Source organism: Larsenimonas rhizosphaerae (assembly GCF_026240105.1).
GTDB lineage: Bacteria > Pseudomonadota > Gammaproteobacteria > Pseudomonadales > Halomonadaceae > Larsenimonas > Larsenimonas rhizosphaerae.
The window spans coordinates 746,461-767,303 of the sequence record NZ_JAPIVE010000002.1; the positions used below are offsets into that span (position 1 = coordinate 746,461).

The following is a 20,843-nucleotide window of genomic DNA, read 5'->3' on the forward strand; positions in this document are numbered from 1 at the left end:
CTTCTACTGATTCAGAGTGAATTTGGCGACATTGTTGCTGCGTGTATGGGGGGCAAGGTTAACCTGCTCGCCGTTTAGACGCAGAGTAACATGACTGGCGTTGCCAATGGTTAACCTGAATGGAGGTGTACCTTCGGCCTGTGCTGTCGTCCCGGCAGTCTGAAGGCCACTGATGACGTTTTTACCACTGCTGTCTGTAATGCGAACCCAGGAATCCTGAGCAAAGGACATGGCCAGGGTCGGTACGGCCGTGTCAGCGTCGGTCGCGACTGGGGCTGATGAGGTATCAGGCGTTGCGCTGTCAGCCACTTCCGGCGTGGATGGAGCAGTCTCCTCGATCGCCGGGGTCGCCGGTTCAGTGGTTGGCGCGGTGTCCTGCTGTTCCGGGGTAGGGGACACCTGTGCCGTCGTATCCGGTATCTCGATTGGCGTGGGTATCTGAGTGATCGATTCAGAGGCAGGCAGGGCCGTTGTGTCGACGCCATCGTCCGTAACGTCCGGGGTATTGTCGCGGCTTTGCCACCATACCAGGGTCAGCCCTGCCAGTACTGCAATGACGAGCAGGGTGAACAGGCGGAAGACAATGCGGCCCAGCCGCCCCGGCCGGCCACTTCGCGGCTTGATGGTCTGGATGGGGGCAGCGCGAGGGGTGCTGGCATCCTCACGTCCAAACTGACGGTCATGCGCATCCACAATGATGGCTTCGTCCATATGGAGCAGACGGGCGTAAGAGCGCAGGTAGCCGCGGCGATAGGCTGCTATCTGAACCTTGTCGAACTGATTACGTTCAAAATCGTCCACGAGTGACGGTTTCAGGTTCAGCTTTCGCGCCACGGTGTCGACGCTTAACCCCTGACGTTCGCGCTCTGCTTTCAGCAGTGTGCCCGGCATGTGAAGGGTGTCCTGGATCGGGGTGTCGTGGCGCTCAGTCATTCAGCAGTGTCCTTGTTATTTATGGGGGGCCGGTACGGGTGTCTGGGGCGATACGGTCTGGAGCCGTTTACCTTGAAGTTCATCAAGCAGCGACTGACTTTCCTGGTCCACACCGGCGAGCCGTTGATACTGGCGCACGGCCTGCTGTGCAGCGGCCCTGTTATCCAGGCGCTGCGCGAGGCGTGCTTCAAGCAGGTAGGTACGAGCATAGCGTGGGTCGAGGGTTCTGGCCCGGTCAAGGCTGGTTGCGGCCTGGTCCAGCTGTCCCGTGGCCAGTCGGCACTGGCCCAGGTTGGCATAGAGCTGGGCGCGCCGCGCATACTCCGTATCTGCGGAGGCACGCTCGAGTTGATCACAGGCTTCGGAATAACGCTGCTGTCTGAACAGAAAGGTGGCGTAATTGTTCCGCGCCTGAGTCATGGACGGCGCTTCGGCGAGCGTCTGCCGGTAATACTGCTCGGCCAGGGCCGAATCGCCCTGACGCTGTGACAGAAGGGCCATCCCCTGGAGGGCGTTGGCATCGGTTGGTGACAGCGCGATGGCATGAGTCAGAGCCTGACGGGCTCGGCTGACATCTCCGCGCTTCAGATAGGCAAGCCCCAGATCCGTATAGGCCCCGGCGGCGGCCTCCGACGTACTTTCCTGCGTAAGGGCCCCCTGGTGTGCACAGCCGATCAACAGTACCGCGCTGACGGCAGTAATCATCAGCCGGGTAAGCAGGCGTCGGTGCCGAATCATTAAAATACCACCAGGTTAAGTCAGTCGTTGGTATGAATACATGTTCATAAAAGCGCTGACGGGTCTGCAAGTCAAGCGGTGCTAGCCTGCATCAATGGACAATGTCTTTATATAACGCTCCTGGCGGCGCGTACGATCCTTGACGCGTCCTACCAGCTGGCCGCAGGCGGCATCAATGTCATCGCCACGTGTCATGCGGACGGGCGCCGCATAACCTCGTTCGAAGAGCCATTTCTGGAACCGCATGATCTGATTGCGCGACGGCTTTTCATAGCCTGATCCGGGAAACGGGTTGAAGGGGATCAGATTGATCTTGCAGGGCAGTTCGTCGAGCAATGTCGCCAGTGCTTCGGCGTGCTCCTGTTGATCATTGATATCCTTGATCATGGTGTACTCGACCGTGATCATGTGAATGCCGGGGCACTTGTCGAGGTAGCGCTTGCAGGCATCCAGCAGTGTGCGGATATCGTACTTTTTGTTGAGGGGGACCAGCGTGTTACGCAGTTCATCGAACGGGGCATGAAGCGAAATGGCCAGGCTGACTTCGATGTCATCGCCAAGCCGGTCAATCATCGGGACGACGCCGGACGTTGACAGGGTAACTCGACGCTTCGACAGACCATAGGCATTGTCGTCCAGCATCAGGTGCATGGATGCGACTACCGGTTCATAGTTGAGCAGTGGCTCACCCATGCCCATCATGACCACATTGGTGACCGGGCGGTGTGTCGAGTCCTTGAGTCCGCCACCACTTTTGGTCGCGACCCAGACCTGACCGATGATTTCTGCGCTGGTCAGGTTGCGCTGGAAACCCTGCTTGCCGGTTGAGCAGAAGCTGCAGTCCAGTGAGCAACCAACCTGGGAGGATACGCACAACGTACGGCGCTGCCCGTTCTCCGAAGGAATCAGAACCGTCTCAACGAAGCTTCCATCCCCGACTTCCAGTACCCACTTGCGGGTACCGTCCTTTGACTGGCCTTCATATACAATGCCGGGCGCACGAATTTCAGCAACGGCCTCAAGCTTTTCACGCAATCCCCGGGACAGGTTCGTCATGAGAGAGAAGTCGTCACAGCCTTCGGCATGGATCCACTTCATGACCTGGGTGGCGCGAAATTTCTTTTCCCCCATATCAATGAAGAATTGTTCCATCTGCCGCCTGGTCAGGCCCAGCAGGTTGGTGCGTGAAGGAGCGGTAGCTGAAGTTGTCATGGGCATCGGGTCATCACAGGAAGAAAAGTGGCGACTTGCGTCGCCACTTGGGAAGAAGTGCATTCTTCGACAGATTAACCGCGCGAGCAGATCTCGCCGTCTTCGAAGAAAAAGGCTACTTCACGTGCAGCTGACTCGGAAGAGTCGGAACCATGAACGGCGTTGGCTTCAACGGACTGGGCGAAGTCGGCGCGGATGGTGCCGGCGTCAGCCTTCTGCGGATCGGTGGCACCCATCAGTTCACGGTTTGTAGCGATGGCGTTTTCGCCTTCAAGCGCCTGAACCATGACCGGGCCGGACGTCATGAAGCCAACGAGGTCGTTGAAGAACGGACGTTCCTTGTGCTCGGCGTAGAAGCCTTCGGCCTGAGCCTGGCTCAGCTGCATCATTTTGGCTGCAACAATGCGCAGGCCGTTCTTTTCGAAGCGCGCGTAGATTTCACCGATGGCATTCTTGGCAACGGCGTCAGGCTTGATGATGGAAAGTGTACGTTCAACAGCCATGATAAGGCTCCTGTTTTATAAAATGGATGTCCTGGGACAATACGAGCATGTGCGTCGTTCGATGACGGCGCACCATGTCAGATAACAGCAGACAGTGTCTGCGCGCGACGCGGCATTATAGCGACTTGCCCGACGCCTTGCACTGCCTGCGGGGAGCGGTGCTATACGCTGAAGCTTTCGCCGCAGCCACACTCGTCCTTGACGTTGGGATTATTGAACTTGAAAAACCGGTTCAGTCCCTCGTTGACGTAGTCAACTTCCGTTCCGTCGAGGATAGTGAGTGCTTCATCGCCGATGAATACCCTGGCACCATGTTCTTCGAACATGTGTTCGTCGGGCTGGGTGTCATCGGCAAAATCGAGCACGTAGCTGTAGCCTGAGCAACCGCTGGGCTTGACGTTGACACGTAGGCCGAGGCCTTTTCCGCGTTCATCAAGGACAGTATTGATCTGCCTGGCAGCGGCAGTGGTAATTCCGATCCGGGCCATTTTCACCTCCCGGTGAGCCTGTGAGTGAGAAAGTGGGGCATTGTTCATGCCCGTAGTGTAGTCAGTGCATGCGACAGTTCAGCAAGCGCATCATCGATATCCTGCTCTCGGGTAAAGCGGCCGAAGCTGAAGCGGATCGAGGCCAGTGCATCTTCGCGAGGAACGCCGATGCCGGTCAGCACATAGGACGGGTCCACGCTTGCTGAATTGCAGGCCGAACCGGTGGAGATGGCCAGCTTGCGGAGCGCCATGATGAGTGACTCGCCCTCGACCCCCTTGAAACCGACATTGATGATGTTGGGCACACTGCCCATCAGCGGTGAATGAACGTGAGTGCCGGTCAGTGCCGCCAGCCCCTCACGGAACCGGGCATTCAGAATGTGCAGGTGATCATGATCCCGCGCATAGTCTTCACCGGCCAGTCTGAACGCTTCACCCATGCCGACAATCTGATGGGTAGGCAGCGTGCCCGAGCGCATGCCACGCTCATGGCCACCGCCGTGAATCAGCGGCTCGATCTGAAGTCCCCTGCGTACAAACAGGGCACCGATGCCCTTGGGTCCGTAGGCCTTGTGGGCTGACAGCGACATCATGTCCACTGGCAGATGCTGAACATCAATGGGAGTCTTGCCGACCGCCTGAGCCGCGTCCACGTGGAATACTGCGCCGTGGGCATGGACGATCCGGCCGATGGCCATCAGGTCGTTTTCGGTGCCCAGTTCATTGTTGACTGACATCAATGATACCAGCGTGGTATCGCTGCGCAGGGCATTTTGTACCGATTCAGGAGCGATGCGCCCTTCGTGATCCGGAGCAAGCCAGGTCACTTCGAATCCTTCAGCTTCGAGTGCCATGGCTGTATCAATCACGGCCTTGTGCTCGATGGATGAGGTCACCAGATGGTGACCCTTGTCACGGTGGGCTCGCATGTATCCGGTCAGTGCCAGGTTATCGGCTTCTGTCGCCCCGGACGTCCATACAATTTCACGTGGATCGGCACCGATGGTATCCGCGACCTGGCGTCGCCCGCCTTCAACGGCCTGCTCGGCCAGCCAGCCGGCCATATGACTTCGGGAGGCGGGGTTGGCAAAGGTGCCATCCTCCGTCAGAAAGTCCATCATCAGGCGCGCTACCCTGGGGTCAACCGGGGTGGTCGCGGCGTTGTCCAGATAAATCAACGGCGCTGTCATGAAAGGAACCCTGTGTGATAAGCCTGTCAGGCTGACGTGATGGTCAGTGGTTGGGGCGTGTCATCAATCTGACGCTGTGCTACCTGCTGCACCTCGCGGCGATCCAGCAGTTCTCCCAGCGTGATGCCATCGAGAAAGTCATGGATTGCCTCGGACAAGTCGCACCACAGGTGGTGTGTCAGACAGGTGTCGCCATGATGGCAGTCGCCAAGCCCCTGACAGCGGGTCGCATCGATTGATTCGTTAACGGCATCAATAATGGCTGACACGGTAATATCGGCGGGGGCGTGGTTGAGTAGATAGCCACCGCCCGGGCCGCGGACGCTTTTGACCAGTCCCTGTCGGCGCAGCCTGGAGAACAGCTGCTCCAGGTAGGATAGGGAAATTTCCTGGCGTTTTGAAATGTCGGCGAGACTCAAGGGGCCCTGGTTCTGGCGAATCGCAAGATCCAGCATGGCCGTAACGGCGTACCGCCCTTTGGTCGTGAGACGCATGGCATTCCCTGTAATAACCCTGAAAAAGTCAGGTTATTGTGTTAATCCCGAGTGGATTAGTCAACTATTTTTCGGGGGGTGATGTCGTGGGCGCTTCCCCATCCGGTGGGGCGTCGTGTCGAGGAGCGCAGGGATAATCAAGTTCATCCAGCACCGCGATGAAGTCTGCACGGTCAAGGTGTGGCATGTCGCCGGAACGAAAGCTGTCATCAATATGACGCAGGGCACTGCACATCTGATCCATGCGCTGATCCATGGCATGCATATGATCGAGCATGGCATGCATGGAGCGTGCTACCGGGTCCGGCATGGATTCGCCGATGCCATAGGCATCAAAGCCGAATTTGTCCTGTATGGCCTTGCGACGCACTTCATCTTCACTTGGGGGTGGATCGGTTTCCTGGCGCGTCTTGACGATGCGGCCTGGGATGCCGACCACCGTAGCGCCCTCGGGTACATCCTTGGTCACTACCGCATTGGAGCCTACCCGGCTGTTGTGACCCAGTTCGATGGGGCCCAGAATCTTGGCGCCGGCACCGACGATAACGCCATTGCCCAGTGTCGGGTGACGCTTGCCCTTGTTCCAGGTTGTCCCTCCGAGCGTTACGCCGTGATAGAGCGTGACATCATCACCGACGCAGGCTGTCTCGCCGATCACGACACCCATGCCATGGTCGATGAAAAAACGCCTTCCGATTGTCGCTCCCGGATGGATCTCTATGCCGGTAATCCAGCGTGCCAGCGTCGAGAGAACGCGGGCGGGCCACTTGAAGTTGCGTGTCCACATTACATGAGAAACGCGATGTGCCATGACCGCATGAAGTCCCGGATACGTGGTCAGCACCTCAAAGGTGGTGCGGGCTGCCGGATCGCGCGAGAACACGCTTTGAATGTCTTCCTTGAGCTGTGACAGCATGTCGATGTTCCTGCGCAATGGCACCTCAGCGAGGTGGGGTAAACTTGTCAAAGGAGCTCAGCATGCCGCGAAGGATGTTGACCTCCATGTCATCAAGCCGAGTACGCATCAGCATGCGGCGCATTCTTGCCATCAGCTGACGGGGCATGGCGGGGTCATGAAATCCCGAACGAATCATGCTCTGTTCGAGATGCACGAACAGTCGCTCCACATCTTCCTGAGCGGCCGGGGGGCGGTCCCAGGCGACGCCGAAGTATTCACTGTCACTGTCCGCGGACGTTTCGGCGGCCAGCATGCCCTGACGGCATTCATAACTTATGACCTGAATGGCGGCGGCCAGGTTGAGTGAGCTGTATTCCGGGTTGGCCTGGATATGCACATGCAGGTGGCAGCGCTGCAGCTCGTCATTGGTCAGCCCGGAGTCCTCGCGACCGAACAGGATGGCCACTCGACCCTGTGGCTCGCCTTCGTCACGCATGATTTCACGCGGAAGCCGTGTTGACAGCTCGCGAGGGGAAATCATGGGCCAGGGGAGCGTTCGCGAACGGGCGCTGCAGCCCACCACCAGGGTGCAGTCGCCGATGGCATCATCAAGATTATCCAGCGTGCGGCTCTGGTGCAGGATATCTTCAGCCCCCGATGAGCGAGCGATGGCTTCACCTTCAACGGGTTCACAGCGGGGATTGACGAAAACCAGGTCACTCAGCCCCATGGTCTTCATGGCGCGGGCGGCACCACCGGCGTTGCCGGGATGGCTGGTTCCCAGCAGAATTATGCGAATACGATCAAGCATGGTGTCAGGCTACCATTGGCGTGCTGTAAAAAGGAGGCATTCTAGCATGGTCAACGCCGCCTGATCGCGCATCGCGTATCTATTGCACCGAGACATGCTCGCCGTAGAGCGCTTTTTTTGATAGAATCGCCGGGTTCTTTAACATCCTGTTTTCACCGCTCAAGGCCTGATCATGCACCCTATGGTCCAATTCGCGTTGCGCGCACTGCGCGGCGCATCTGAACAGCTTAATCGTGTCCGGGACCGCCTGGACATTGCTCGTGAAACCCAGTCCGAGGATACGCTCCTCGCCGACACGGCCCGTTTCATCGAAGAACAGATTGCCCGGCAGTTTGCCAAGGGCTATCCGTTGCACGGTATCAGTGGTCGCTATATTCCCTGGAAGGATGGTGAAGGCGAAGGCGCTGACTACCATTGGAAGATTGATCTTTTCCACGGGTATGAAAACCTGTCGATCAACGCGACCGGTTGTGCCATTTCCATGGTGTGCCTGTTCAAGGGGCGCCCGGAACATGCCGTCATTATCAGCCCGTTTACCGATGACGAATACATCACCAGTCGTGGTCGTGGTGCTCACTACAACGGCAAGCGGATGCGAGTAAGCAACGCCGTCTCCACCGATAATGCGCGAATTGCGCTGGGTCTGCCGGAAATGCGTGTGCGTCAGCGCTATTTCCCGGATTACATGGTCATGACTCAGCGCCTTGGTGCGCAGGCATCGGTTATTCGTACCCTTGGTTGTCCGATCCTTGATATTGCCGAAGTCTCTTCCGGTCGCGTGGATGCTGCCATCGTGCAGGGAATCGACGAGCAGGAACTGGCCATCGGTCAGCTGATGCTCAAGGAGTCCGGTGCACTGATTGGTGCTCCGAACGGTGCTCCACAGGTTGAAGTGGATGGTGCCCTGATGGCTTCCGGTGCGCGGCTCTACAAGCAGCTGGTTAGACAGATTCAGCCGCACCTGATTCGCACCTGAGCGGATATGACACAAAAAAGCCCGGCCAATTGGCCGGGCTTTTTTTGTGTCTGTTTCCTGGTCTCGCAGGACGCTGGAGGGGGAGAGCGGCGTACGCCCTGCCGACATGGAAAGACATGTCGGCAGGACCATGAGCCTGTCAGTGGCTTTTCAGTCAGGGCAGCTCGTCGTCGACGGCTTCCTTCTTGGCAGGAATCAGGTCTTCGCGCTGCAGCTTGAAAACCAGAAGCAGGGCAGATGCCACATATACTGACGAGAAGGTACCCAGTACGACACCAATGATCAGCGCCAGCGAGAAGTTGTGGATCATGTCCCCGCCAAGGAAATACAGCGCCAGCAGTACCAGAAGGGTTGTGCCCGAGGTCGAAAGGGTACGTGCCAGGGTCTGATTGATGGCGTTGTTGAAGATCCTTGGCATATCGCTGGTCTGGGATTTGCGGATGTTCTCGCGAATCCTGTCGTAAACGATAATGGTGTCATTGAGCGAGTAACCAATGACCGCCAGCACGGCTGCCAGCACTGTCAGGTCAAACTCGATCTTGAACAGAGAGAACACGCCGAGCAGGATGATGACGTCATGCCCCAGTGACAGCAGTGCGCCAAGGGCAAACTTGTACTGAAACCGAAAGGCAACATACAGGGCGACGACACCCAGGGCGACCAGCATGCCGAGGCCGCTCTGGTCGCGGAGCTGGTCACCGACCTGCGCACCGACAAATTCGGCGCGTACCAGACTGACCGGGTTGTCAGCATTGTTCAGGGCACTGGTTACACTGTCTCCGACGCTCTGGTCATACTTCTGCTGAAGGCGCACCAGGATGTCGTTGGCCTCCCCGAAGGTCTGCACCGAAAAATCCTGATAGCCCGCCGTAGACAGTGACTGCCGAACCACATCGAGTTCAGGTGCCTTGTCGTAGCTGACTTCCACCAGTGTGCCACCGGTAAAATCCAGCCCCAGATTAAGGTGCTGAACTGCCAAAGTGCCAATGGCGACCAGCGTGAGCAGGATGGAGACGACAAAGGCCGCCACCCGTTTGCCCATGAAATCGAAACTTGTCATTACCGTCTCCTCAAATCCAGAGTTTTTTCAGCGACTTTCCGCCGATCGTGAGGTTGGTAATGGCACGACTCACCATGATGCCGGTAAACATCGAGGTCAGAATGCCCAGTGACAACGTGACCGCAAACCCTTTTACGGGCCCGGTGCCGATCGAGAACAAAATCAGCGCTACCAGCAGGGTGGTGATGTTGGCGTCAAGAATCGAAGTGAAGGCGCGCTCATAGCCGGCGTGAATGGCCTGTTGAGGGCTCATGCCGTTTCGCAGTTCCTCTCTGATGCGCTCGTAAATCAGTACGTTGGCATCCACCGCCATCCCGAGGGTCAGCACGATACCGGCAATACCCGGCAGCGTCAGTGTTGCTCCCAGCAGGGACATGGCAGCAATCAGCAGGCTCAGGTTGATGGCCAGGGATGTATTGGCAATCAGGCCAAAGGCCTTGTAGCGCAGGAGCATGAACAGGACGACCAGTACCAGGCCTACCTCGACCGACAGAACACCCCGGTTGATGTTTTCCTGCCCAAGGCTTGGCCCGATGGTACGTTCCTGCGCAAAGTAGATAGGTGCAGCCAGCGAGCCGGAACGCAACAGCAGCGACAGTTCAGAGGCTTCCGTTGGAGAGTCAAGTCCGGTAATGCGGAAGCGGTTGCCCAGCGCACTCTGGATGGTTGCCAGACTGATGATGCCCTTTTCGGTATACGGCGTGCGCTTTTCGACCTGCTTGCCGTTTTCCATCACCGTGCGAGTACGGCTCTTGTGCTCGATATAGAGCACGGCCATGTTCTTGCCGATGTTCGAGCGAGTGGCGCGATTCATCTTTGAGCCGCCCGGGCCATCCAGATTGATGTTGACCTGAGGCTGGCCATTCTGATCAAAGCCCTGGCTGGCGCTGGACACGCTGTCACCCGTGATGATGACATCATTGGACAGGTTGGCCTTGCGCGAGGGGTCGTTCCGGAAGCCGAACGTTTCCACTTCACTGGCCTGAGCATCCGCCGGGGCTTCAAGGCGAAACTCCAGGTTGGCTGTTGCACCCACCACGCGCTTGGCGGCTGCCGTGTCCTGAACGCCGGGCAACTCAACCACGATGCGGCTTGGTCCCTGACGTTGTACCAGAGGCTCGGATACGCCCAGCTCGTTGACACGGTTTCGGATGGTGGTCAGGTTCTGCTTGACCGCGTAATCCTGAATATCGGTCACGGCCTTGTCCGTCAGCGTCATGACCAGCTGGTGCTCACGCCCCTGTTGCCGTGTCGTGAATTCGAACTGATTGTACTGGGAGCGCAGTTCGCCTTCGGCTTTTTCCAGCTCGCCTTCATTGAGGAACGAGAAGGTGATGGCCCGGTCGCGAACGCTGTTGTCGCGGTAGCGAATGCGTTCATCACGCAGGGTTTCACGCATGGCACTGGCATCAACATTCATGCGCTGAGTGACAGCGGCATCCATGTCGACTTCCAGCAGAAAGTGAACACCGCCACGCAGGTCCAGTCCGAGCTTCATGGGCTTGGCACCAATGGCGCGAAGCCAGTCCGGCGTGGAGTCTGCCAGGTTCAGGGCAACCACATAGCCTTCACCAAGCGCATCGGTGACAACGCTTCTGGCCGAAAGCTGCTGGTTTGCATGTTCAAGGCGAATCAGGGCGCTACCCTGGTTGATCTCGGTGGCCTTGACGTCGATACCGGCCTGCTCAAGCGCACTGGTGGCCTGACTTATATTCTGCTGACTGATGGCCTTGACGCCGCGTTCGCCGCTGATCTGGATGGCCGGGTCTTCCGGGTACAGGTTGGGCAGGGCATAGATAAAGCCTACGGCAAGCACAAGAAGTACAATCAGGTACTTCCAGATGGGATAACGGTTGAGCATCGGGGCTCTGTCCTGGTTGCTGACGGATCGAGGAGGGCCGGGATGACCGGCCCTTCAGGCTTACAGAGACTTGAGGGTGCCCTTGGGCAGGACCGCAGCGACGGCGTTCTTCTGAACGTTGACTTCAACGCCTTCGGAAACTTCCAGAGTCAGAAACTCTTCGCCTACCTTGTTGACACGACCTACCATGCCTCCGCCGATTACGATCTCATCACCCTTGGAAAGTTCGGTAATGAGTTTCTTGTGCTGCTTGGCCCGCTTTGACTGGGGGCGCCACAGCAGGAAATAGAAAATCAGCACGAAACCGACCAGCATAACGATCTGGCCGATGGCGCCCGCGCCGCCGGCGCCCGCGCCGCCGTCGGCCGCCTGAGCTGTGGAGATCAGGTAGTCCAGCATGGAAAGTCCTCTTCAAGAGCATGGTGAAACAGGGGCCGACCAGTGTCGGGCCCGCAGTTGGAACGTCGCGCCGGCTTCAGGTCGAAGCCAGTGCCGGTACCGGCAGGTCGCGTCGCGTGTAAAACTCGTTTACGAAGTCCGACAATGTACCCGCTTCAATAGCCCCGCGCAAACCGGCCATCAGCCGCTGATAGTAGCGCAGGTTATGGATGGTATTGAGCTCCGCGCCCAGCATTTCACCGCAACGATCCAGGTGGTGAAGGTAGCTTCTTGAAAAGTGCTGGCAGGTATAGCAGTCGCAGCCTTCTTCCAGCGGTGACGTGTCATGGCGATGGCGTGCATTGCGAATTTTGACAGTGCCATCCGCCGTGAACAGATGGCCGTTACGTGCATTGCGGGTCGGCATGACACAGTCGAACATGTCCACACCCCGGCGTACGCCCTCAACCAGATCCTCGGGCTTGCCGACGCCCATCAGGTAGCGCGGTTTATCGGCCGGCATCATGTCGGGCAGGTAGTCGAGCACCTTGATCATCTCTTCCTTCGGCTCACCTACCGACAGGCCTCCGATGGCCAGGCCGTCGAAGTCCATGGCTTCAAGGGCCTTGAGCGAGCGTTCGCGCAGATCACGGTGCATGCTGCCCTGTACGATACCGAACAGCGCCGCACGAGAATCGCCATGGGCTTTCTTCGAACGCTCTGCCCAGCGAAGTGACAGCTCCATCGAGCGTTCTGCCTCGTCATGCGTGGCCGGGTAGGGCGTGCACTCGTCAAAGATCATGACGATATCCGAGCCCAGTGAGCGTTGGATGGCCATGGATTCTTCGGGGCCCATGAAAACCTTTGAGCCATCAACTGGTGATCTGAAATGGACGCCCTGTTCGGTGATCTTGCGCATTTCGCCCAGCGAGAATACCTGGAAGCCACCGGAATCGGTCAGGATCGGCTTGTCCCACTGGGCAAAGTCGTGAAGATCACCGTGTGCTTCGATGACCTCCGTACCTGGGCGAAGCCACAGGTGAAAGGTATTGCCGAGTATGATTTCAGCACCGATGGCCTTGATTCGCTCAGGGGACATCCCCTTGACGGTGCCATAGGTACCTACCGGCATGAAGGCCGGTGTTTCAACCGTGCCACGGGAAAAACTCAGACGGCCGCGCCGGGCGCGGCCATCCGTGGCCGATGTTTCAAACGTCATGTCGCAATGGTCACGCATGAGAAGGAGACTCCTTGGGGGCTCGGGTCAGGAACATGGCATCACCGTAACTGAAGAAACGGTAGCCCTGTTCAACCGCCGCCTGATAGGCCTGTTTGACGGCTGCCGTACCGGAAAAGGCACTGACCAGCATCAGCAGTGTGGATTCAGGGAGGTGAAAATTGGTGATCAGCGCATCAACGCAGTGCCACTGATACCCGGGATAAATGAAAATGGCGGTATCTCCCTGAAATGGTTCAAGGGTGCCATCTTCCCTGCTGGCGCTTTCAAGGCATCGAACACTGGTTGTACCCACTGCAATGACGCGGCCACCATTGGCGCGCGTGGCGGCCACGGCGTCACAGGTTGCCTGGCTGACATTGAGCCACTCGCTGTGCATCTGGTGGTCCTGAATGTTGTCGACCCGTACCGGCTGAAAGGTGCCGGCGCCGACGTGCAGGGTGACATAGGCGGTATTTACCCCCTGATGTGCCAGGCGCGCCATCAGGGCCTCATCAAAATGCAGGCCGGCAGTTGGTGCGGCAACGGCTCCGTCATGGCGAGCATAGACGGTCTGATACCGGCTGCGATCGCCGAGCTCGTCCTCTCGCTCGATATAGGGCGGCAGTGGCATGTGGCCGTGCTGGTTAAGCAGTTCCACCAGGGGGGGATCACCCAGAAAGCGCAGCTCGAAAAGTGCGTCACGCCGGCCCTCTACAACAGCCTCTATTCCCCCTTCAAAAAGAAGGTGCGTGCCTGGGCGAGGTGACTTGCTGGAGCGAAGGTGCGCCAGCCCGGTGTGAGCGTCCAGGGGGCGCTCCAGCAACATTTCAACCTTGCCACCACTGGCTTTTCGGCCAAACAGGCGGGCAGGGATAACACGCGTATCGTTGAATACCAGCAGGTCGCCCGGCTCGACCAGGTCGAGGATTTCTTCAAAGTGGCGATGATCAATATCGCCACTGGCACCGTCCAGGCAAAGCAGGCGGCAATCGGTTCGCTGCTCGCTGGGGTAACGGGCAATCAATTCATCAGGGAGGTCAAACTGGAAATCGGCGCGCTGCATGAAAGGCCTGTGCATCATCCGGCATTAAAAAGGAGGGCCATGATACCTGCCTCGCGCGCGCAAGTCATTGACGCGGGGCTCAATGCCCGTATAATACGTTCCGTCCTCATATGCCGGAGTGGCGAAATTGGTAGACGCAGGGGATTCAAAATCCCCCGGGCTAACCCCCGTGTCGGTTCGAGTCCGACCTCCGGTACCAGATATGAATCTGAAAAATCGCCATCAAGGCGATTTTTTTGTTTCAGGCTGCCAGTGCAGATTCCCTGCCAGCTTGTTGGCCTTGTCTCTCAAGCGATAACGCTCCCCTTGTTTGAATATTCTCGATCCGCTGCCCTGCAGACCGCTCGGTGTCGCAGGATTATTGCGTCCCTCGCGCCGGGTCACTGACTGTATTTGATGCGCTGATCGTTGGCACGAGAGTGCGATAATGTCATGCCTCTGTGCGTATTAGCCTCGATATATCAACGGGCTTTCCATATACTTCGCACGCAACTATTAATCCTGCTTATCTAATGTCCTTTTATGTGATTTTTGGATATGCCTCTTCAGATGCGATCAATTTCTACATTTATCCTGGCGAGCACCTCAGTCGACAGGGATGCGGGCTTATATCGATGTGTATATGGGTTTTTCTTATATTAATGAGTGCGCTGATACCTTTTTCATGCCCAAGATGTTGAATAAAAAGATAAATATGCAGCAAGGGTCAATCGATCTTTTTTGAAAGGCTTTTTTCCATAACATATTTTCAAAAAAAAATCCTGGCGGTATCGGGTGTTTATTTTCTAATACTTTGAACTCAGTCTTTTATTGTATTGCTCCAATGCGTCATTTCTTTAGAATAAGTTATGCTTCAGGTTCAGGGAAAATACCGTGAAATTCAGGAAGGACATAAATGGTCTAAGGGCCATTGCAGTAATGGCTGTTGTTTTATTCCATTTTAATTCGTTCTGGGTGCCGGGCGGCTTTGCTGGTGTTGATGTGTTTTTTGTTATTTCCGGATTTCTGATGACCGGAATAATATTCAGGGGGATCGATCGCCAGACCTTTTCCCTCTGGAAATTTTACAAGGCACGTGCAGACAGGATAATACCCGCTCTGGCCGTGCTTTGTTTGGCTCTTGCATTATTCGGCTGGTTTTTTGAGTACGATGTGGTCTACAAGACCATATCAAAACACATTATTGCCTCCCTCGGATTTATTTCAAATATCATTTACTGGCGTGAGTCAGGTTACTTTGATGCCTCTTCCCATGAGAAGTGGTTATTACATACCTGGTCGTTATCCGTTGAGTGGCAGTTTTATATAATTTATCCCCTGGTACTTGTTGTCCTGCGAAAGCTGATGTCGGCAGGGGCAACAAGAATAATCATCCTGCTGGGGGCTGTGGCAGGATTTGTCTTTTGTGCCGTTGCTACGTCAAGAGCACCTGATGCGGCTTATTTCCTGCTGTCTACCAGAGCCTGGGAAATGATGGTCGGGGGGGTGGCCTGCCTTTATCCCTTCAGCTCAGGAGAGAAGTGGAAAAAGCCGCTGGAGTGGGTCGGTCTGGCGTTGATCATTATTTCCTGCTTTCTGGTATCCGAAGAAAACCCATGGCCGGGCTATCTGGCGGCTCTGCCTGTGCTGGGTGCCTTTTTTGTTCTTCAGGCACAGCGCAATGACAGTTTGATAACGGGAAATGTCCTGTTTCAGAAGCTGGGTGCCTGGTCCTACTCGATTTACCTGTGGCACTGGCCGCTGGTTGTATACATGTATAGCTATATGGCCATCACTGCCGTTAACAGCCTTTTGCTGATAGGTTTATCAATCATATTGGGCATGTTGTCCAACATGCTTGTCGAGCGAAAGGCGTCAGGAAAAGCGATGCTGGCATTGTGGCTGGCAGCGTTGGGCGCTGCGGGTATTGTATATATGAATAATGGCCATTTTGATATCAGGGACAGGTCCAATGATGCGGGAAACCAGTTCATAACCTCTTATAATAATTACAAGATGGATCCGACCGGATTATTCAATAAATGTAATGCCTCATTGCAGATGCGTGATACCGGCAAGCCGCAGGTGGATGATATCTGTATCAGTTCAACTACAGGCGGTGTGTTCCTGTGGGGCGATTCACATATGGGGTCCCTGTCGACGGGATTGCGTTACGAAATGCCAAAGGGCATGCCTTTCAGTCAATTGACCTCATCCGGTTGTCCGCCATCCTTTACCATGAAAAGAAACGGATCGGACCGGTTTGATCAGGGGTGTGATTATTCAAATGGAATGGCCTACAGGGCCATCATGAAAGCCAGGCCTGAAGTTGTCATACTGGGTGCTGCTTCTCATCATGAGAGTGTTGACTGGAGTGAAACGGTTTCCAGACTGCATGATATGGGTGTGCCTCGTGTAATTATAATGGGCCCCTTCCCACAATGGGAACCGTCCTTGCCTCAAGCGTATGTTACAAGGCATATGGGTGAGAAATATATTTCAGACTTTACATTTACTCGATCGTTGATCGACAGTAATAACTATCTGAAAGCGCTGCATGCCAAAAATGATGATTTTGTATTCGTCGATATGCTGGATCACCTGTGTTTTACCAATGACAGAGGTCATTTAAGCTGTCGGGCGAGGGTGGGCGATAGTCTTATAACCTTTGATTATGGACATCTGACTGTTGAAGCTTCCCGGTTTGTTGCCAAAAACTATGTAGTTCCTCTTTTGTAAGACATTTTGTGTTTCATGTCCCGGCGCCAGTGTTTTCACACTGGCGCTTTTTATTATTCAGTATTTATGCACCAGCGTTGATCCATCTTTTTCATTTCGCATTTCTTCGTTGCTTTATATGCTTTCTTTTCCATCGGATCCTGACGTGTTTTCGGGCCTTTTTGATGTGGTAGTACACACTGTCTCGCTCTCGCTTTTAATTAACATGGGTTATCCGGTTCTGTCGGTTCATGTGAATTTAACGTTCCCTGTCAGTATGCGGTAACCGCACGACTTCACTGCCATGACTGAATACAGCGGCTCCGTGATTTTTCCTGCACATGAGTTTTAACTGATTTTGTGAATTTCCCTTGATATCGGAAGGTGCAGTTGATTGCCCGATTTGTGGTACTAAATAATGGTGTACTCTAATTATAATTAATTTTTTCGTCTTTTAGCGTTACAGCTTTGGTATGGCGCCCTGTCATACCTTTAACACGCTGAGATGCAGGAGACGTCAATGTCCTTTCAAGAGACGGCGGAACGTTTGTTTGGGTTCAGGAAAGGGTTTCGTGCAGATTATCGCAATGCCATGCACTGGACGGGCGCTCAACTCGGGCAGGGGGAACTGAAGGGATGCCAATCCGGCCTTTATGCCTGTTTTCATCCGCATCTGAGTCTGGCGCAGTTAAGCCGGCCGGATATCTTTCATGCTTATTATTCCCGGTATTGGGTGCCTCTGGATATGGAGGGAATGCCGGTTGAGCTTGCAGTATTTTATCTTGATACCGCGCTGGCGATCGGTGCTGATAATGCGCTTCGGTTACTACAGGATGCGTTGGGGATGCGTGCCGATGGCTGGATTGGTGCCCATCTCAGGCAAGCCTGGCATTCAGAAGAGCCTTCAAGGGTGGTGCTGGCACTGTGCGCCCGTCGGCTCAGGTTCATTGCGAGTGGGCCGGCATGGGGAGATCAGCAGCGGGAAGAATGTATGGCATTGATTGAAGGGCTCGAAAGCCTTTCTGACATTACGCAGTAGCATAAGGATAAAACCCGCCGCAGGGCGGGTTTTATACGTAGTAAATCCGGTCAATCAGCGGCGGCGGCCCAAAAGAATACCGGCAATCAAGCCTGCAGCAGTTCCTGCAGCGATGTAGGACCAGCTGTTGTCATGGACATGACGGTCAAGATCATATGCCCGGCGCTGCCCGTATTCGTAGGCACGGCGGCCATCAGTTCCGAGCCTTGCGCGCGCGCGGCCAAGGTGCTCACTGGCATCGCTGCCCAGTTCTTCCAGGCGATGACGTGACCGTTCCGTGCCTGAGGCCAGTTCATCATGCCAGCGTTCCATGGCTCTACGACGATCGCGGCTAGAGCGAAATATACCCATTGAGTGTCCTCCTGACGGATGGGGGATAAAAAAATCCGGTCATGATGTCATGACTGGCTCATAGCGTAGTCCTGAACAGGGGCCTTTGCCCAGTCTTCAGAGGTATTTACATATTGTTTCAAAAAGACATGAAAAGAAAAGTGCATATGCAGGTGGACTGCTGTAATTTTTCTAATGTATTAATATTTTTGTACTAGTAGTTGTTAATCATTTTCGTGTCTGGATATGACGAATCTGAACAGGCAGGTGTTGATCACCTGCCTGTCGGCAGAATGGCCCTTTGGCGGTTTTGAAAGCTTGCTTTCAAACCGCTTTTTTTTGTCTAGTAGTTCCTGTGAAGAAGGCAGGGGGTATCCATCCCCACGATGTTTATTTTCAAATTTCTTTCGGTGAACAATGACACTGACGCAGTGGCTGCCTCTGGCCGTGGTATGTAGCCTGGGGGCGGTATCGCCAGGACCCAGCCTGGCCATGGTCTTGCGACACACCCTCAAGGGTGGGGCATCCCGCGGTATGATGGCAGCAGTATCACATGCACTGGGTGTGGGAGCATATGCTCTGCTGACCGTGGCTGGCATCGGCTGGCTGTTTGAGCAGTGGCCCATGTTGTATCAGGGGGTGTCACTGCTGGGCGCGTGCTATCTGGCATGGGTTGGGGTGCAGGCATTGAGCGCCGCTCGGCAACCATCAGCTACTGATGCCACGGCCGTGCCAGCCACGGTTGACCCATCCCCCTGGAAGGATGGGATATGCATTGCACTGGCCAACCCCAAGTTGATCGTGTTTTTTCTGGCGTTGTTGAGCCAGTTTGTCGATCCGACTTCAACTACGAGCGATCGCGCGACGATTGTCCTCACCGCCCTGATTATTGATGGCCTCTGGTACGTCATGGTGGCGCTGGTTCTGTCGCGCCCTCGGCCGCTTGGCTGGCTGCGTCAGCGGGAGTCCATGATAGAACGGCTGACAGGCTGGGTGTTGCTTGCTCTGGCGGCCGGCGTGTTTCTGGATACATTCATGATGGTCGGGCCACTGTAAGGCAGGTCAGAAAAGGATATCTATTACGTGTCAGTGTATTCAAGGCGTGCTGCAGGGGAGCGTGTACAGTTGGCTACCTCGTTGGGCGCATGTTGCGGTTCGACGTCCAGAGCGATGCTTCGTCGTTTGAGGCTTTGGCATTTTGCCAGCTACGTATTTGTGATCAATCGACGGGATGAACTGTGTGTTCAGCATCGAACCGATGACAAGGACGTCTTTCCCGGCATGCTGGATCTATGTGCCGGTGGCGTTGTTGCAGCAGGGGAGACCTGCCATGTGGGCGCAGCGCGGGAGGCCAGTGAAGAGCTTGGAGTTTCCGGGCAGTTGAACCCGGTCGGACAGTTCTGTTATCCGCCCTTGAACGTGCATGGTGCCGTGTACTGGCTGCGCTGGGAAAGGGAGATTACCCCTCAGCCGGAAGAGGTAACGCACGTTGAATGGCTCGATATCCAAACGGTGCTCACTCGTGAACATGTCACTCCGGATAGTCGTGAAGCATTGATGCTGTGGTTGCGTCAGGAGAGCTGCCCGCTGAAGGGCAGGCAGGCTCTTTGATGGGTAGGCCTCTGATGCCTGTGGCCCCTTAATGCAGCGCTCCAGATAGTGTCTTGCTGTCCGTGATTGTCGGCGACTCGAGCAACGCACGTGCCTGGTCCAGACGGTCTTCTAGATTGATCAGCATGACACCTTTCAGCTGATCGCCCTCCAGATAGTAAAGCGCGCCCTCCTGCATCGGTGTTTTCCAGTCCTCGATTACGTCAAGGCGGCTGTCTGCCAGGCCGACCGCCTGAAACTTGATATCAAATACATTGGAATAGAAGTAGGGCGTATGGGTATAGCGCTCGGTGCTCCCTGTCATATTATGACCGGCTACCGGCCCCATCATGTTGGCATTATCCACATGCTCTACTCGCTGTCGGCCCATTCGCTTGTCCGGATAGCTGGCAACGTCGCCCGCAGCAAGGATATGCGGGTCGCTGGTGGTCAGGTGCTCATCGACGACTATGCCATCCTCCACTTCAAGCCCGGCCTGCTCTGCAAGCTGTGTGTTGGGCGAAATGCCGAGTCCGGCGGCCAGTACTTCGGCATGGACGGTCTCGCCATTATCCAGAGTGACCGTGACGCCGCCGTCATCCTGTGTGCCCTCGGTTACTTCACACCCGGTCATGACCGTAACGCCGTGCCGGGTGAAGGTGCCTTCAAAATGACTGGCAAATTCAGACGGAAACAAGGCGGCACCCAGGGTGTCGTCCGGCGTGATCAGGGTAACCTTGCACTCTTGCTGAACCAGCGCGGCGGCCAGCTCGAAACCAATGTATCCGCCACCGACCACCACCATGCTTTTTTTAGCGGCAGCATGCTCTCTCAGCGTTTGGTAATCGTTCAGGCTTCGAAAATAAAGAACTTCCGGGCTGGCTGACAGGCCGGGTAGGGTATTGGGCATGCCTCCTGTCGCCAGCAGCAGCGTGCGGTATGCAAAGGTTTCGCCCTCCTGCGTAGTGACTGTCCGTGATTGCCGGTCAAGGGCTGTCGCCACGGTGCGCGTATGGAGCGCGACGTTATCGTCATCTGACAGCAGCCAGATATCTTCCTGAGTAAAGTCCGGATCGGTCCAGAGTTTCTTGGAGAGTGCCGGGCGGGCAATCGGCCCCTGGGGCTCTTCTGTAAGCATGACAATCGAGCCGTGCGTGTCCCTTTCCCTGATCGCCTTGACGGTAGTGGCTGCGACCATGCCGCCGCCGATGATGAGATAATCGCATGTGTCTTTCATGCTCGCTCCTTGAGTCGTATCGAGAGTGAGGCGGGCCATTTCCCTGAGCCCGTATTCGGGTTTAACCATAGGAAGAGCGCAGCAAGTCATCAACAGGAATGCCCGGAAGAGATCAAGGTGTTTAAC

At 55.8% G+C, this 20,843-nt stretch carries 21 protein-coding genes and 1 tRNA gene; 6 read left to right on the plus strand and 16 right to left on the minus strand.

Annotation, left to right across the window (positions count from 1 at the left end; translation table 11 throughout):
* Positions 1-3: 3 nt before the first annotated feature.
* The 9 genes from OQ287_RS09910 to OQ287_RS09950 all read right to left on the minus strand — a co-directional run bounded on the left by OQ287_RS09910 (position 4) and on the right by OQ287_RS09950 (position 7,267).
* Complete coding sequence (locus OQ287_RS09910; RefSeq protein ID WP_265896320.1) at positions 4-933, minus strand: RodZ domain-containing protein; 930 nt, start codon at positions 931-933, stop codon at positions 4-6.
* Between the two features lie 15 nt (positions 934-948).
* Positions 949-1,671 (minus strand): tetratricopeptide repeat protein, encoded by a 723-nt coding sequence (locus tag OQ287_RS09915; RefSeq protein ID WP_265896321.1) that lies wholly within the window; start codon positions 1,669-1,671, stop codon positions 949-951.
* A gap of 81 nt (positions 1,672-1,752) precedes the next feature.
* Entirely contained in the window at positions 1,753-2,889 is a 1,137-nt protein-coding gene (rlmN, locus tag OQ287_RS09920; protein ID WP_250935688.1) for a 23S rRNA (adenine(2503)-C(2))-methyltransferase RlmN, read from the minus strand.
* Between the two features lie 68 nt (positions 2,890-2,957).
* Positions 2,958-3,386 (minus strand): nucleoside-diphosphate kinase, encoded by a 429-nt coding sequence (gene ndk / locus OQ287_RS09925; RefSeq protein ID WP_250935689.1) that lies wholly within the window; start codon positions 3,384-3,386, stop codon positions 2,958-2,960.
* Positions 3,387-3,547: 161 nt separating this feature from the next.
* The gene (locus tag OQ287_RS09930; RefSeq protein ID WP_250935690.1) at positions 3,548-3,874 is read right to left on the minus strand and encodes a HesB/IscA family protein; all 327 of its coding nucleotides are present in this window, start codon (positions 3,872-3,874) and stop codon (positions 3,548-3,550) included.
* 44 nt (positions 3,875-3,918) lie between these two features.
* The gene (locus tag OQ287_RS09935) at positions 3,919-5,064 is read right to left on the minus strand and encodes an aminotransferase class V-fold PLP-dependent enzyme (RefSeq protein ID WP_265896322.1); all 1,146 of its coding nucleotides are present in this window, start codon (positions 5,062-5,064) and stop codon (positions 3,919-3,921) included.
* A 26-nt stretch (positions 5,065-5,090) separates the two neighbouring features.
* A complete protein-coding gene (gene iscR, locus OQ287_RS09940; protein WP_250935692.1) occupies positions 5,091-5,558 on the minus strand; it encodes a Fe-S cluster assembly transcriptional regulator IscR in 468 nt (155 codons plus the stop codon).
* Between the two features lie 64 nt (positions 5,559-5,622).
* Positions 5,623-6,474, minus strand: a complete 852-nt coding sequence (gene cysE, locus OQ287_RS09945; RefSeq protein WP_265896323.1) for a serine O-acetyltransferase — start codon at positions 6,472-6,474, stop codon at positions 5,623-5,625.
* Positions 6,475-6,499: 25 nt separating this feature from the next.
* Complete coding sequence (locus OQ287_RS09950; protein WP_265896324.1) at positions 6,500-7,267, minus strand: RNA methyltransferase; 768 nt, start codon at positions 7,265-7,267, stop codon at positions 6,500-6,502.
* Between the two features lie 172 nt (positions 7,268-7,439).
* Here OQ287_RS09950 and OQ287_RS09955 point away from each other — a divergent pair, with 172 nt between their 5' ends.
* Complete coding sequence (locus tag OQ287_RS09955) at positions 7,440-8,243, plus strand: inositol monophosphatase family protein (RefSeq protein ID WP_250935695.1); 804 nt, start codon at positions 7,440-7,442, stop codon at positions 8,241-8,243.
* Between the two features lie 154 nt (positions 8,244-8,397).
* Here the strand turns inward: OQ287_RS09955 and secF are convergent, their stop codons facing one another.
* From secF to queA, 5 genes are all read right to left on the minus strand, one after another.
* Entirely contained in the window at positions 8,398-9,303 is a 906-nt protein-coding gene (secF, locus tag OQ287_RS09960) for a protein translocase subunit SecF (RefSeq protein WP_250935696.1), read from the minus strand.
* A 10-nt stretch (positions 9,304-9,313) separates the two neighbouring features.
* Positions 9,314-11,164, minus strand: coding sequence for a protein translocase subunit SecD (gene secD, locus OQ287_RS09965; RefSeq protein WP_250935698.1), 1,851 nt, complete (start codon positions 11,162-11,164; stop codon positions 9,314-9,316).
* A gap of 60 nt (positions 11,165-11,224) precedes the next feature.
* Positions 11,225-11,563, minus strand: a complete 339-nt coding sequence (gene yajC / locus OQ287_RS09970; protein WP_250935701.1) for a preprotein translocase subunit YajC — start codon at positions 11,561-11,563, stop codon at positions 11,225-11,227.
* Positions 11,564-11,639: 76 nt separating this feature from the next.
* On the minus strand, positions 11,640-12,761 hold the full coding sequence (gene tgt, locus OQ287_RS09975) for a tRNA guanosine(34) transglycosylase Tgt (protein WP_456152072.1): 1,122 nt from the start codon (positions 12,759-12,761) through the stop codon (positions 11,640-11,642).
* Positions 12,762-12,771: 10 nt separating this feature from the next.
* The gene (gene queA, locus OQ287_RS09980) at positions 12,772-13,824 is read right to left on the minus strand and encodes a tRNA preQ1(34) S-adenosylmethionine ribosyltransferase-isomerase QueA (RefSeq protein ID WP_265896327.1); all 1,053 of its coding nucleotides are present in this window, start codon (positions 13,822-13,824) and stop codon (positions 12,772-12,774) included.
* Between the two features lie 112 nt (positions 13,825-13,936).
* Here queA and OQ287_RS09985 point away from each other — a divergent pair.
* From OQ287_RS09985 to OQ287_RS09995, 3 genes are all read left to right on the plus strand, one after another.
* A tRNA-Leu gene (locus OQ287_RS09985) sits at positions 13,937-14,023 on the plus strand.
* A 674-nt stretch (positions 14,024-14,697) separates the two neighbouring features.
* Positions 14,698-16,542: an acyltransferase family protein gene (locus OQ287_RS09990; RefSeq protein WP_265896328.1), complete on the plus strand. Its 1,845-nt coding sequence runs from the start codon at positions 14,698-14,700 to the stop codon at positions 16,540-16,542.
* A 499-nt stretch (positions 16,543-17,041) separates the two neighbouring features.
* Positions 17,042-17,560, plus strand: coding sequence for a lysozyme family protein (locus tag OQ287_RS09995; protein WP_250935709.1), 519 nt, complete (start codon positions 17,042-17,044; stop codon positions 17,558-17,560).
* Between the two features lie 54 nt (positions 17,561-17,614).
* On the opposite strand, the gene OQ287_RS10000 is transcribed toward OQ287_RS09995, so the two are convergent.
* A complete protein-coding gene (locus tag OQ287_RS10000) occupies positions 17,615-17,911 on the minus strand; it encodes a DUF883 family protein (RefSeq protein ID WP_250935711.1) in 297 nt (98 codons plus the stop codon).
* A gap of 396 nt (positions 17,912-18,307) precedes the next feature.
* Between OQ287_RS10000 and OQ287_RS10005 the strand changes: the two genes are divergently transcribed.
* On the plus strand, positions 18,308-18,946 hold the full coding sequence (locus OQ287_RS10005) for a LysE family translocator (protein WP_265896329.1): 639 nt from the start codon (positions 18,308-18,310) through the stop codon (positions 18,944-18,946).
* A 69-nt stretch (positions 18,947-19,015) separates the two neighbouring features.
* Positions 19,016-19,501: an NUDIX hydrolase gene (locus OQ287_RS10010; protein WP_250935716.1), complete on the plus strand. Its 486-nt coding sequence runs from the start codon at positions 19,016-19,018 to the stop codon at positions 19,499-19,501.
* Between the two features lie 28 nt (positions 19,502-19,529).
* Here the strand turns inward: OQ287_RS10010 and OQ287_RS10015 are convergent, their stop codons facing one another.
* Positions 19,530-20,717 carry an NAD(P)/FAD-dependent oxidoreductase gene (locus OQ287_RS10015; RefSeq protein ID WP_265896330.1) on the minus strand — a complete coding sequence of 396 codons (1,188 nt, stop codon included), beginning with the start codon at positions 20,715-20,717 and terminating at the stop codon, positions 19,530-19,532.
* Between the last annotated feature and the right edge of the window lie 126 nt (positions 20,718-20,843).